The sequence below is a fragment of the Cellulomonas sp. H30R-01 genome (assembly GCF_010119915.1).
In the GTDB taxonomy this organism is placed as follows: domain Bacteria; phylum Actinomycetota; class Actinomycetes; order Actinomycetales; family Cellulomonadaceae; genus Cellulomonas; species Cellulomonas algicola.
The window spans coordinates 99,658-111,952 of sequence record NZ_CP048210.1; the positions used below are offsets into that span (position 1 = coordinate 99,658).

9 protein-coding genes and 2 pseudogenes are annotated in these 12,295 nt (G+C 69.4%); 4 read left to right on the forward strand and 7 right to left on the reverse strand.

Features of this window, described 5'->3' with window-relative positions:
• Nucleotides 1-46 precede the first annotated feature (46 nt).
• Genes GXP71_RS00450 through GXP71_RS20210 form a run of 6 tightly spaced genes read right to left on the reverse strand, consistent with a single transcriptional unit; the run spans nt 47 to nt 7,884 of the window.
• Nucleotides 47-724, reverse strand: a complete 678-nt coding sequence (locus tag GXP71_RS00450; RefSeq protein WP_162351043.1) for a hypothetical protein — start codon at nt 722-724, stop codon at nt 47-49.
• A complete protein-coding gene (locus GXP71_RS00455) occupies nt 715-2,028 on the reverse strand; it encodes a M23 family metallopeptidase (RefSeq protein WP_162351044.1) in 1,314 nt (437 codons plus the stop codon). The genes GXP71_RS00450 and GXP71_RS00455 overlap by 10 nt, the downstream gene beginning before the upstream one ends.
• 15 nt (nt 2,029-2,043) lie before the next feature.
• Nucleotides 2,044-2,610, reverse strand: a complete 567-nt coding sequence (locus GXP71_RS00460; RefSeq protein WP_162351045.1) for a hypothetical protein — start codon at nt 2,608-2,610, stop codon at nt 2,044-2,046.
• Nucleotides 2,610-4,745, reverse strand: coding sequence for a hypothetical protein (locus GXP71_RS00465; protein WP_162351046.1), 2,136 nt, complete (start codon nt 4,743-4,745; stop codon nt 2,610-2,612). Before GXP71_RS00465 ends, GXP71_RS00460 begins: the two co-directional genes overlap by 1 nt.
• On the reverse strand, nt 4,742-7,444 hold the full coding sequence (locus tag GXP71_RS00470; RefSeq protein ID WP_162351047.1) for an ATP-binding protein: 2,703 nt from the start codon (nt 7,442-7,444) through the stop codon (nt 4,742-4,744). Before GXP71_RS00470 ends, GXP71_RS00465 begins: the two co-directional genes overlap by 4 nt.
• On the reverse strand, nt 7,444-7,884 hold the full coding sequence (locus tag GXP71_RS20210; protein ID WP_162351048.1) for a hypothetical protein: 441 nt from the start codon (nt 7,882-7,884) through the stop codon (nt 7,444-7,446). The genes GXP71_RS00470 and GXP71_RS20210 overlap by 1 nt, the downstream gene beginning before the upstream one ends.
• Nucleotides 7,885-7,935: 51 nt before the next feature.
• Here GXP71_RS20210 and GXP71_RS00480 point away from each other — a divergent pair.
• The 3 genes and pseudogenes from GXP71_RS00480 to GXP71_RS00490 form a co-directional block, all read left to right on the forward strand.
• Nucleotides 7,936-8,810: pseudogene (locus GXP71_RS00480) on the forward strand (IS5 family transposase); the annotation flags it as partial.
• Between the two features lie 107 nt (nt 8,811-8,917).
• Nucleotides 8,918-9,493 carry a hypothetical protein gene (locus tag GXP71_RS00485; RefSeq protein WP_162350965.1) on the forward strand — a complete coding sequence of 192 codons (576 nt, stop codon included), beginning with the start codon at nt 8,918-8,920 and terminating at the stop codon, nt 9,491-9,493.
• Between the two features lie 49 nt (nt 9,494-9,542).
• Nucleotides 9,543-10,208, forward strand: a complete 666-nt coding sequence (locus GXP71_RS00490; RefSeq protein WP_162351049.1) for a hypothetical protein — start codon at nt 9,543-9,545, stop codon at nt 10,206-10,208.
• Between the two features lie 335 nt (nt 10,209-10,543).
• Here GXP71_RS00490 and GXP71_RS00495 read toward each other — a convergent pair whose 3' ends face one another.
• Entirely contained in the window at nt 10,544-11,503 is a 960-nt protein-coding gene (locus GXP71_RS00495) for a hypothetical protein (RefSeq protein ID WP_162351050.1), read from the reverse strand.
• Between the two features lie 284 nt (nt 11,504-11,787).
• On the opposite strand from GXP71_RS00495, the pseudogene GXP71_RS20600 reads away from it, so the two are divergent.
• Nucleotides 11,788-12,072, forward strand: a pseudogene (locus GXP71_RS20600) (hypothetical protein); the annotation flags it as partial.
• Nucleotides 12,073-12,295: the final 223 nt, after the last annotated feature.

Below are 12,295 nucleotides of genomic sequence, written 5' to 3' on the forward strand. Positions count from 1 at the left end.
GCGCCGAGGGAGCCGCGCTTAGGTCCGATGCGTTCTCGACGGTGCGCTACACGTATGCAAATAGCCGGTGGAGCGGGATGCATCGCACCCTGCTCTGGAGTTCCGGGTGATAGCCGACCTGGTGCAACCACCAGTGGGACTGTGGGACGGCATGCACGCAGATGTCTCCGCCGACTTCAACAGGTTCCGAGGCGCCGACGAACCAGAACCACTCGCCCGCAGCGTTCCGTGAGCGCAGAGCTCGGCCTGTGAGAGCGCCGGCATCCCGGGCAGCGACAGGTCGGAGCACCGGAGGTTCGGTGGCATCGTCGCGCACGCGATCCAGCCACGAGGTCGGCAGGCCGGCGCAGCGGGCACCAGTCAGCTCCGAGTGTGACCCGCCCGGCGAGACTGCGTCCCTGTAGACCCAGGCGAACTCGACGGGCCACCACTGCATGACGGGCGTACGACGAGGGCTGACGTTCCAGGTCCAGTAGTGGAGGGGCGCGCAAACCGCGAGGCACTCGTGCAGAGCGCCGTCTCCGCGGAACTCGACCATCTCGCGCTCGGACTGAAGCAGCACCTGTCCGTCGATGAAGTAGCGGTCGGGGATGCCGATCGTCAGCTCGTCACCGACCTCGAGGTCTGGCGCGTAGGCAGCGGGAATCGGGTGGCGAGCCGGCGGCGGGGTCGTCTGCCACGTGAGGTCCTCGAACGCGAAGAACTCAGCCTCCATCATGACCATGCTCGCAGGTTCACTCCTCGCTGGACCATGAAGCCCTCGGGATCGACAGCCACCCCATTGACGTGCACCTCGAAGTGGTAGTGCGGCCCGGTGCCGACGCCACTGTCTCCGGAGAGTGCGATGACCTGCCCGCCTAGGACGTGGTCGCCTGGATTCACCAGTGCCTCGGAGAGGTGGAGATGCTCTGTTTCGACGCCGGAGGCGTGCGCGATCGTGATCGTGAGGCCGCCCCCAGAGCTCCACGAGACGCTGTGGACCACCCCCACCGTCGGTGAGGTGATGGCCGTGCCCACAGCGGCGTGGAAGTCGGTGCCCGCATGCAGTCGCCACTCCTGGAAGACGGGATGGAATCTCATGCCGAAGGCGGACGTGATTCGGGCTTCGAGGGGTGCGGTCCACTCGCCGGCCGGAACGACCTGTCCCGACGGTTGGCCAGGGGTGCCGGTGGACGAGGCGAGCTGGAACGTCGACGAGCAGAACGCGTCGATGTCGACACCGTTTGCCCTGTAGTCCGCCGCCGTCACGCGACTCGGCTGGTCGCTTAGCGGCTGCCCGACCATGACGGCACCGCCCGACTCGGCAACCGGCGACTCGCTGGCCAGAGCATCGACGATCACCGTCGCACGGGCTTCGTGCTTGGCGTACGCGCTGGGGAAGGCCGACCGTTGCACGCTCTGCGCCGCCACCGTGAGCGGCACCTCCGCCCAGCCGGTGACGTCGACGAGGCCTGCGGGCGACGCTCGGCCCGTAGCCGGACTGAAGTGCGGTGAAGTCCGCCCGCCGAAGAACGCCAGCGCCGCGAACGTCGGATCTCGAACCTGCTGCGGCGTGCCCCAGCCTTGCGAGGGGCGCTGCTGGAAGAGCCCGAGTGAGTCTCGGTCGCCGTGGTCGAGGTTCCGCAGCCCCGACTCCTGGAGGGCAGTGGCGATGGCCACGATGAGGCCGCGGCGTCCCACGCCAGCGGCGGCGCCGGCCGCGATGATCGCCTGGGCGTTAGCGATCTTGTCACCGTCGTCCGGACCGAATCCGGGCACGGCTCCGCCGGATGGGATCGCCGGCGAATCGTCGAGCGGCGGCGGTCGGTACGCCGCCTGGTCCACGGTGTAGCCCAGTTCGGTGCACGCGTTAGCTGCCGCGCCCGCCTGACCGCTGCTCGACACGAGCGTCACCGCGGCGACTCCAACGAAGACGGCGGCGCTGCCGACAACGACGACGGCCACGACGAGCTTGCGCCAATGGCGCGCGAGCCAGCCGAGGGCCTCAGTCTTCGCCCAGAGGACGAGCGTCGCGGTGATGGCTTCCACAGGTCCTGCTCCGCGTCACTCCGCCGGCTCGACGCTCGACGCGAGCCACTCACCGTCGGGCGCGACGACGACCCGCACCCGGACCCAGGCGCCGGTCGTCGGGACGTCGAGCACCGCTTCCTCGGCGTTCATCGCCACCTGTCGTGGCTCTCCCCGCACGGCGACCTCAGGGGTGCTGGCCGGATCCGTCATGCTTAGGCCGTTGGACCATAGGTCGTTCGTCACCAGCGGCCTCACACCGGCTGACCACGCCTCCGCACTGAGGTCGGGGCGGGCCCACGCGGCCACAAGGGAGGCGGCCGCGTCCGCCGCGGCGAACGCGGGATCCTGCGTGGACGAGTCGTAAGAGGAGTCGCCGCTCGTGGCTGGGCCGATGGCTGAGCGAGTCGGCACCGCCGATGCTGAGGGCGCTTCGTCGACCTGAGAGGCAGAGGAGACCGCGGTTGTCGCAGCGGACTCGGTCGCCCCGTCGTTGACCTCGCCGGCGAGAAACACGGCAGCGAGGACGGCGACCACGACGCCGATGAACCGCCTCGGCGAGTAGAGCGGCCAGCGGATGATCGGTCCGAGGGCTTCCCACATCAGCGGTCCTCCTGGGCCTCGTCGCCGCTTGTCCGCGCGGCCGTCGGCGGACGCCAGATCTCGAACACGGGATTGCCCTCGGCGTCATAGCGCGTCGTCGCCTCGACGACGCCCCTCGGCAGCTCGATGGAGTGCCCCAGAACCTCTCCCCGCGGAGCGTTCCGGTCGACCGGTGCAGCGAGGTCGACCTCGGGAGGTTCGGGTCTGATGGACGGGTGGTTCCGCAGTTCGCCTACCGGCTTGTCGCCGCCGTCGCTTGGCCGGGAGCGCCTGAGCGGCAGGCTGGCGGCGGTGGTCGCATAGTCGGACGTGGTCGCGAACGTCTCGCGGGTGCGAGGCGTCGCCGTGCCGGCCCCCGACGCCCCATCAGTCGCTGCAATCTCGCGCCGCGTGCGACGGGAAAGCGATCGGTCTGGTGTTTCTGCGGGGGAGATCCCGTCGTGACGCTCCGCGGATCGGCTCCTACCGACCGAGGCGGGCGCCGCGGGAAGCCCCCGGGCGTGCGACGCGGCCAACTCGGGCGGTCGCGTTCTGCTCGCAGCGATCTCGATCGCGTCGCCCGTCGCCACAGGCGACCGCTTGCTCATGCGGTACAGGCTTGGCTCGCGACCTGGCACGGGGCGCTCGTCGTCGCCTGCGGTGGCCTTGCTCTGTGCGTCGTCCACGCCGTCCCGGACGGCCCGACGTGTGGCCAGCGAGGTGACGAGCGTTCCGAGTCCCGCCCTCGCCATGCGCCGTGCTGCTCGTGAACCGGGAATCACCCGGCCCGGTCGGAGCAGTTTGAAGAGCACGAACGGGATGGCCGCGACGATCACGAGCTTGAGCCCGAAGGCGAGGTCAGAGTCCAGCACCGCTGTGTCGAGCAGGAGGTTCGCGAGCGCGGCGATGAAGAAGGCGGGCCCGAGGATGATGAAGCGTCCCACCTGCTTCAGCACACCGATGACCCAGTCCTGCGTGATGTAGAGGAGCCCGAGGACCCCGAACGCGGGCGCGAGCGGCACGAAGACGCGCGTCGCGGCATAAGCGACCACGACGAACACGGACGCCACGACGAGGAACGGCATCATCAACGCCACGCGCAGCACGACCGCCCCCGCGGCATCCCAGCGACCGTTGTTGCCGGTCAGCTGCTGGTAGGCGCTGGTGTCCTCTCGTTCCACGGCGGCTGCCGTCTGGGCCCAGGCTTGCTTCTTCGCCTCGACGATCGCCTGCCCGGCATCAGGGTCGTTCTTGACCGTCTCAGCCTCGCTCCACGACAGGTGCGACGCGCGGAACAGATCGGCGCCGTGCTCACGTGCGACCGCGCTGTCGGACGAGCCCAGCGCGCCCTCGAGCCATGCGTCGTAGAACACGTCGCGGTTGATCGTGTCGAACATGTCGTCGAGCGCTGACTGTGCCTCGCTGGTGCTCGCGCCGCCCTGCGTGTCGGGCACCGGTGGACCGTACGTGTCCGACGCGCCGATGGCCCGTGCCGACGTCGCGACGGTCGTCTGCACCAGCTCGTCGACCGCGCGAGCGGACGACACCGGGTAGCTCATGACGTAGGTCGCGCCGACGAGCACGAGCAGCGCCCAGCCGACCGTCGTGACGGCCGACGAGACCTCCGCCCGCATCGCGGCGATGAGCACCCCTGCCGCCACCAGGATGAGCGCCGCCGACACCCACGGATCCCAGAAGCCGCCCTTGATCGCGCTGGTCGCCGTCGTGAGGACGCCGTCGAGCGGGGCGAGGAAGTCGGGGGTGACCACGAGGCCGTACAGGCCGTGCGTGAACGCCGCGACGGACGCGCTGCCCGACATCAGCACGTTCGCCACACCCGTCTGCGCCTTCGGTAGAGCGTCCGACCCTGGCAGACAGCCGTTGTCGTAGGTCGCCCACTCGAAGGAGTACCCGTAGACGTCGGCGATCTTCACGTTCTCGTTGGCGAACGGGTCGCCATCGCTCGCCGTCGCGGGCTTGCCGTAGAGCTTCCCCGGCAGGCCGGCAAAGGGCGACGTCGGCTCCGGGGGAGTCGCGCACGCTCTCCCGGCCACCGGGCCGATGACCGGGAGAGGCGCAGCACCGACGGCCACCGCAGGCGCGGCGAGCGTGAGCCCCACCGCCAGGAGCGCGGCGACACCGGCGCGGCGGATCATGCCGCACCCTCCTCCGCGACGAGCTCGAGGGCCCGGCGCTTCGACGGGTCCGCGGTGGTGTTGAGGGCCGCGATCAGCCGCTCGTGGTTGCTGTAGTCGACGCGGATCTTCTCGACGCCGCCCTTGCCGTCCTCGCCGCCCATCCCGTCCCGGAAGATGAACTCACGGGGCGTGCCGGTGATCTCGGATCGACGCGAACGTCGCGAGAGCTTGGCGAACTCGGCCTCGTACCCGACGCCCGCAGGGAGGCCGAGCAGCCGGCAGTTGTGAACCTGCGCCTCTTCGTCCGTGGTCTTGCCGACGAACGCAGCGCCGATGAAGTTGTTGATGTTCTGACCGATCACGTTCGCGGCGTTCTGCGTCGACACGAGGGCCGCGATGTCGTGCTTCCGGGTGTCGGTGGCGACCTTCTGCACGAGGGTGCGTCCCGTCGACACCGCCGTGATCTCGTGGACCTCGTCGAGGAACATGCCCTTGCGCTCGTTGAAGTCCGCTCGGTAGACCGAACGCAGCGCCGACCACGCTGCCAGCGACATCACGGGCCGGCTCATGAGCTCGTCGTAGGACCACTCGGTCTTCGGCTTGTGCTCGTCGATCTGCGCGAGCCCTTTGAGGCTGAAGAAGGTCATCCGCCGGTCGCTGAGAACGCCACCGTGGTTGCCGCTGGACGGCGTCGCGAAGAACAGCCGCGACAGCTCACGCTCCGACGCCTCGCGCAGACGGCGCAGGATCCGCGCCGCAAGGTCGCGGTCGACATCCGAGTGCTGCAGCGCGATCAGAACGCCTTGAGCCGTCGAGTGCGGACGTGCCTCGGCTCGCGCGACGGCGTCCCGCAGGATCGCCAGTGCCGCCTGGTCGTCCTGGTCCTCGGCGGGTAGGCACCAGCGCAGGGTGTCGGTCATCAGGTCGCGACGCTGCGCTTCCGCCGCGGACTTGGCCAGTGCGAGCGCGTGCTGCGGGTCCGACTCCTCGCGGAACCAGACCACCTGCGGCTCGGGCACGAGAGCGTAGGGATTCAGCGCGCCCGGCTCTGACTGCAGCAGGTTGACCGCCGTCGCGACGCCTCGGAACTCCGGCAGCTGTGCCAGTGCTCCGAGGCGCCCGGACGGATCGAGGACGGTCCACGGCACTCCTTGGGCGCCCGTCTTGTAGACGACGCCGCCGGCGAAGAAGCTCTTGCCCGCACCGAGGCCGCCCACGATGGGCACGAGCCCCGAGCCCTCGACGACCTCGGGCCCGAACCACGGGTCCCAGGTCACTGGGCGCTCTGCGAAGCCGCTGGTGTAGCCGATCAGCACGCCGCGCTTGTCGCCCACCTCGGCGGTGGCCGCCGGAACACCGGCGGCCAGCTTGAGGATCGGCAGGTGCCGCGTGTGCCCGGTGTTCGCCAGCGGCTCCATCGGCACGAACTCGCGCGCGAGACGGAACTGATCGAACTCGCGCTCGATCTTGATCGCCGGCTTGTAGATCTTCTGCACGACCTTCGCGCGCTGCAGCGCCTCCTCCTGCGTCGGGGCCGACACGGCGATGCGGTACCAACCCCGTGTGCGCGTGGCGAGGCCGTCGAACCCGGAGCGCTGCTCGTCCTCGACGGCCGACGCTCGGTCGGCCTGGCGGGCCAACTGCCGCGGTGGCTGCTTGCCGTGGTCACCGACGTAGTGGTCTCGCTGCGCGAGCACGCGGTCGGAGAGCTTGTTCATCTCCTTCGACGTCTCGTCGGACGAGCGCACGTCGACGCGGAACGCCCACTCCACGGGGAAGGGCAGCTTGTCGGTCTTGGCGATCCACGGTTCGTCGACCTCGGGGATGTGCAGCTCACCCATCCGTCCGACCGTCAGGACGACGACGTGTCGCGTGATCGGCCGGTCGCTCATCGTCGAGTCGACCCGTACCGACTGCGCGAGCGGCTCGGCGCTCCAGTGCGTCGCACCGACGAGCTCGTGCAGGTCCTCCTTGGACCAGTGCGTCTCCTCGACCGTGTCCTGCGTGGGAGCAGGGCAGCCGAGAGCGAACGAGCGGGCCAGGAGCCATGCCATGTCGTTCCCGACGGCCGGGATCGCGTCGACGCCTGGGCCGGACATGATCTCGTCGATCTCGTCCAGGCGGCGCTGCAGTGCCTCGAGCTCCCGACGCGCCACGTCGGCGATGACACGGCCGGTCAGGTTCACCGCCGAGGAGCGGGAGCCCAGGTCCACCCCGAGGTACACGAGCTTGTCGCTCTGCATGCGGGACGCGAGCTGGATCTGGTCGCGCTCGAGGATCTTCGCGAACCCCTCCGTCGGTGCCGGCGAGTTCTCCCACGCGGCTTCCGCCCACGTCTCGACTGCGTACGGACGCGTGGTGATCCGCCCGTACACGGTCCGACCCACGAGCTCCGCGATCTGCCCGGCGTGCGCTTCGATCAGCGACTCACCGTCCGCGATCGTGCGGAAGCTCCAACGCTGAGGGTCGAGGAGGTACCACGCCACCATCCGTTTGTCGGAGAACGTCACGTGGTTGGCCACGCGCGACAGCGCCCACTTCATCGGGCTGGCCAGTCGTGGCGCATCTGGGTACCGCCCGCGGCCCTTCGCCGACTTCGCTCGCCTCAGCGGCGGAGCGTCGACGAGGTCCTCGGACGGGTCGTACGACACCGCCACGTCCTCGTCCTCGTCGACATCTGGCCGACGGCCGAACAGTGAGGTGAGCTTGAGCTGCATCATTCCCCCTGGTGCGCAGCGGACCGCCGATTCGCGTACGACCGCCAGCGCCGTCGACGCCCGGCGGGAAGGGCGTGGTCGGCCTCGATCGAGGTGGTCCGACGACGGAGTGCCGTCGTGTGCCGCCCGTGCAGCCCTCTCACGGGCATGCGCGCCGCGGTGAGCTCGTGCCAGAACGTCGTGACGAGCACGCTGATCGGGCGCTCGTGCGTGGTCTTGTCGACGATCCACTGCGACAGGCGCAGCGAGATCAGGACCGTCAAGGCGACGGACAGCAGAGTGAAGCCGACGCCCGTCTTCACGAGGAGCGCCAGCCCGAGCAGGATCACCACCGGCGTGACCGCGATCATGCGGTAGCGCATCCGCCCGATGTAGTACCCGGGCGGGCCGAGGTACGTCTGGTCGACGTCGTAGATCTCGTCGTCGTCGGGCAGACGCACGGCTAGAGCGTGTCTCCCAAAGGTTGCGTGGTTGGTCGCCATTCTGGCGACATGTCTCGTCGCGTGGTGCTGACCGACGCCCAGTGGGAGCGGATTGCGCCGCTGCTGCCGTCGACTGCTGGCCGTCGAGGCCGCCCGTTCAGAGATCATCGCCAGGTCGTCGAGGGCATCGTCTATCGGTACCGAACCGGCGTGGCATGGCGTGACCTGCCGTTCGAGTTCGGTCCATGGCAGACAGTGTGGAAGCGACACAAGCGGTTCAGCAGCGACGGGACCTGGGACGACGTGCTCACGGCCCTGCTTGCGCAGGCGGACGCCGCCGGGGAGATCGACTGGGCGGTCTCCATCGACTCCACGATCAACCGAGCCCACCAGCACGCCGCGACCCTGCCACGCACCACAGGGGGCCCAGTCGAATCACATGAATCAGCGACTCGAGCCGCCTGATCACGCGATCGGCCGCTCCCGGGGCGGCCTCTCCACCAAGATCCACCACGCCGTGGACGGCAAGGGCCGACCGCTGGCGGTGCTGGTTGGCCCCGGCCAAGGCGGGGACGCCCCCATGTGTCTGCCGATCCTGGAAGCGATCCGAGTACCACGGTTGGGACCTGGTCGGCCGCGCACCCGGCCGGACTCGGTGCTCGCGGATAGGGCCTTACTCCTCGCGCGCGATCCGGACTGAGCTGCGCCGCCGGGGCATCGTCGCGGTCATTCCTGAGCCACGCGACCAGCAAGGACACCGCAAGCGGCGCGGCTCGCACGGTGGCCGGCCCGTGACCTATGACCCCGTCGCCTACCGCGGCCGCAACGTCGTCGAACGCTCCTTCAACGCACTGAAGCACTGGCGTGCGCTGGCCACGCGCTACGACAAGCTCGCCACGGTCTACCGCGGCGGCGCCGTCCTGGCCGCAGTGTTGGCGTGGCTCCGCCACGGAGCGAGCCCGGAACCTCGGCACGTTCGGCCGTCCCCGAGTGGGCTATCCCTGGCCGGGTGTAGCCGTGCTCGCGCCCAGCAACCCGCGATACTGCCGGGGTGGGAGACTCACGGCGGGCAGGTCGAACGTCCGCGGAGCCAGCGGAGTGGAGGCGCGACGCTACGACCGCGGCGGCCGCGTACCAGGAGCTGCGCCGCCGTCTGGGCCAGCGACTCGTCGAAGAGGAGCAGACCTCTGACACCTGTGACCCCCACTCGGACGCCTACCACCTCGCGGCGAAGGACCCGTCGCTCCACCGCCTGCTGCTGGATGTGGTTCGTGGGGAACCCGACCAGGGCATCGCCCTGAGCCCCGTGTTCGCGGTCATCGAGGGGGAGGATCCGGCCTTGTCTCGATTGGCACTCGACGTACTCGAACCCGGGAGTCGCGAGCAGCTCATGGCAGAACAGCGTGCCCGCGACGTGGTCCTCGTTCGTGCCGCCGCCGCTGGCGATGCCAGTTCGGGTGAGCCGGCCGACACCTGGAGCCCCTGGGCTCAACGCCGAGCCTGCCGCACAGCGACCGACCTCCAGGTGCTCGACCTCCTCGGATCGAACGGGTTTTCCCGAGACGTGCGCGCCAAGGCCACGGAGCGCGCGCGCGGTCGGCGTAAAGAGGCCGCAGCCCAGCTCTAGTACTCAGAGGAGAACCATTACTTTGGGAGACACGCTCTAGGAGCCGACGATGTCGCTGCCCGGTCACCATGACTCCGTCGCCCAGGACCGCGCCGCCGCGCGCAAGGTGCTCGCCGCGGTCGCTGCTCGCGCGCAGGACGCCAAAGCGCCGCTTAGGACGTTCGGCTCGGCACGTGAGCGAAAATCGGTCGAGCGGTACGCCGAGCACATCGACCGCCGCTGCGCTCAAGTGGTCGAGTTGCAGGCCGCGGCCGAGGACGCCGCCAGCGCCGGTCTGGTCCCGCTCGGCGCCGACGACCTAGACGCCGCCCAATGTGTGCACGCGCAGTGGCTAGCCGCGGCGGACAGCCTGAGCGCGGCTGACCCGCTCGCGCTGCGGGTGCGCCACCGTGCCGCGCGGCTGCACCGGCAGGCGTTGGCCGGTTCGGACACCGCCGGGACGTGGAGCCTCGTGCTCGGGGTCGCCGCGATCGACGTCGAGCTCGCGCAGGCAGCCGCGCAGTGGTATCCGATCGTGGGTCTCGAAGCCGAGGACCGGTGGTGGCTGGACGGCGGCGCGAAGGTCGTCGAACAGATCGCCGGGCGGGACCGGCTCGTGCAGTCGATCGATCCGAAGCACGCGTCAACGCTCGACCTCGACCTGCCGACGGTCGACGATGTCAACGTCACCATCACCAACCTGCAGTACCGGGCTGCGGGCAACGCCCCGCTCTGACGACGACCGCTGTCGCAACCGATGCGCAGGGCCTCGTCGGGACCAGCGGTGTATCCGAGCAATCAGCGCACGTTCCAGACTGGCTGCCGGGAGACATCGCGCGCCCCGAGGACTCTGACGGACTGTGGGCCTCGCGGCTCCCGGGCTGCTGTTCGCAATCAAGCAGGTGCTACGGCTCCGCCGCGGCGACGGCGCCGGCGCCGGCGCCAAAACACGTGACTGCATGCTGCGCAGCGAACGTCGGCACGTCCGTCAGGTCGTCGTGATTCCCTGGCCAGCGTCGCCGCAATGATTGGGTTTTGGTGACTGTCCCGGCCTGGGCCGTCGCCAGGAGGTCAGCGTCGCCGCGGGCGGGACCTCGTCACAAGCCGCTGCGATCGCGCCCCTAACTGCGCTCGGCGACCGCGAGCCGACCCTCGCCCGCTCGCAAGCAGATCTTCGGCAGGCGCCGCTATGGCGGCGAGGTGGCGTCGAGCAGACAAGTCGCCCTGCTGCTGGACCTTCGCTAACCGCACAAGCAGCGAGCGGACCTGGGCGGCGTCCCACTGGTCAGCCGCACGGACGTCTGCAGCCATTTCTTCGGTAAGTGAACGAGCCTCCGAAATTCGTTCCCCTAGTTGTGCGGCCATGCGGATCGACTCCTGCAGGTCTTGAGGGGTTGCTCCTCGCGCGCGGGCTTCTTCGATCTTGGCGCGTGCTTGGTGGAGAAGCGTCTCCAGCCTTGCCAGTTCCACGCCCTGGGCGGCGAGATGCCGGTCCCTAGCGCGCAAGTCTCTGACATGGCGGCGCCGGGTCCAGCGGATGGAGATCCCCAGCCATGCGGCGCGGGCCGCTGTAGCCGGTTGGAGCAAGCGGGGGAACACCATGAGTGCGACGGCGAGGCCGGGAGTGAAGACCAGGGTAGAAAACGCCGCCAGGACGACAAACTCGGCAAACATCACAGTCCACTCTGACGAGGTCTCGTGGCTCTGTAAGGCTCGTAGTGCAATGGCTTCGGCGACGACGGCCAATATGAGAACGGCGCCAAAAGGCCAGCCCAGACGACGTAGCCGCGCGTGATCGTTCTGCTGGAGAGCGTGGCGGATCAGAAATCGGACCTCAAGCACGAGCGCAAGCCCGAGCACGGGAAGGAGCTGTGCGATCGCAGACCAGTAGTACAGCGTCTCATTAGGATCCACGGCTGTGAGTCTGTCAGCCGAGCGGCCGATCATGTATGCGCCCGCTCGGGCGCGTTCGGGGCGCGCGTCGCGGACACGAACGACACCACCCTCCGGCGCCACTTCGATGATCGGCATCCGGTAGATCTCGAGGGAGCAAGCCTTCACGCCTGACACGACCGTTCTCGGTGGCAGGACTATCTCGCTTCGTAAGCGCCGCGGTCGAACGGGGAGCCTGCTCACCGACACTAGGCACCGAAACAGGCGCGCACCGAGAGTAATGCCGTCCCCTCCTGTCCCTCCACGCTCGCCCGCGCGGCCGGTCGCACTAGCGGCACACCGCCGACCCGTCGAGGTGGTCGAGCTGCGTTCGCTGCCCTCACTGAGCCCGCCCGACGACCTCGACGAGGCCGCCCTACGGGTTGCGCGCCCGCCCTCTCCGCGGGCGGTCATTCCGGACGCCAGGAGGGCGCGAAACCGATCGTGGAGAATCGACCACCTACCTCCGGCCCGGAGGTCACCAGCCCCCAACACCACCGGACCGGCAGAAGTGGCGTTGGCCCTCATCGACTACCGGCTCGACTACCAACCGCTTCACCGCCGTCGACGTCGCCAGCGTTCCGGCTCTAACCCTGTGGGCCGTCGTCCAGTGGTGGGAAGGAGCCGGCGCCTCATCAGCGGTCGCTCTCGAAGCAGTCACGCTGCTCGACCCCACGCACCGGCTTGCCCGCGTCCTCGGTGCGCCCCCGCATGCCGGCGTCGGCCCCGGCGCGACCGGCCTCCCGAGTGAGCGCCCTGGCCGGCGGCGGGCCAAGTGGATGCCTCGCCGCAGCCGAGGGACCAGCGGACGCGATCGAAGCGACCCCGCTCAGGCACCACCACGACATCGTGACGTTCCAAGAGGGGAGCCCGGCCGAGCGTGGACCGGCG